The organism is Streptomyces sp. SA15 (assembly GCF_002291145.1).
GTDB lineage: Bacteria > Actinomycetota > Actinomycetes > Streptomycetales > Streptomycetaceae > Streptomyces.
Genome location: NZ_NTGE01000125.1, coordinates 1 through 878 on the forward strand (window position 1 = coordinate 1; position 878 = coordinate 878).

The 878-nt window shown below is 77.2% G+C and carries 1 pseudogene; it reads right to left on the reverse strand.

From position 1 onward, the window contains the following. A pseudogene (locus tag CLM62_RS29045) lies at positions 1-878 on the reverse strand (hypothetical protein); the annotation flags it as partial.

The following is an 878-nucleotide window of genomic DNA, read 5'->3' on the forward strand; positions in this document are numbered from 1 at the left end:
CTCCCGGGCGGCCTCGGCCAGCTCGACCAGCCGGCCGGCCGGGCAGCCGGTGCGCCAGGAGGCGAGCCGTGCCGCCAGTTCCCGGTCCTTGCCGAGCCGTGCGGCGAGCGTGCGGATCTCCTCGTCCCGCTCGGTGGCCCGCGCGCGCAGTGCCTGCCGCTCCTCGTCGGCGGCGTGCTCGTCGTGCATGGCCGGATTCGGCGGTACGAGGAAGACATCACCGGTCTCGGAATCGGGTGCCGGCGTCGGGGCGAGCAGGGCGGCGGCCGTACCGACCGCCACGGCGGACCGCGGCAGCAGCGCGGCGTCGCCCAGTGCCTCCCGGGCACGTGCGTGCGTGGCGGGGTCGGTGATGATCACGCCGTCGACCAGCTCCGGCCGCGCGGCCAGCACGCGCGCGTGGTCGGCGGGGGCGACGGCCTGGGCGAGATAGCGCCAGCCGGGCAGCGCGGGGATGCCGTGCTCGCCCAGGAACCCGACGGTCGCCAGCACGTCCGGGCCGGGCGGCAGCAGCCCGCCGTCACCTAGCGCGCCGAGGATCCGGGAGTCGTCGGCGGCGGCGGTGCGCAGGTCGAAGAGCTGCCGCTCGGCGGAGGAGACGGTGTCGTCGAGCAGCTCGCGCAGCTCGTCGGCGAAACGGTCCAGGTCCTCGGGGGTGAGGCCTGAGGGGTTGCCCTCGTCGGTGTCCTGCCGGGGCCTCGGGACCACGGGGCGTGCTTCGCTTCCGGTCAGGCTGAGCAGCTCCGCCAGCCGCTCCTCACCGGCCAGCCCTTCGGCGAGGCGGCGCTCGGCCTCGTAGGACCGCTCCGCCGCCGTGGCCGCGTCCTCCGCGCGGGCCGCCGTCAGCTCGGCGCGGGACTCGGCCGAGGCCGCCTCGC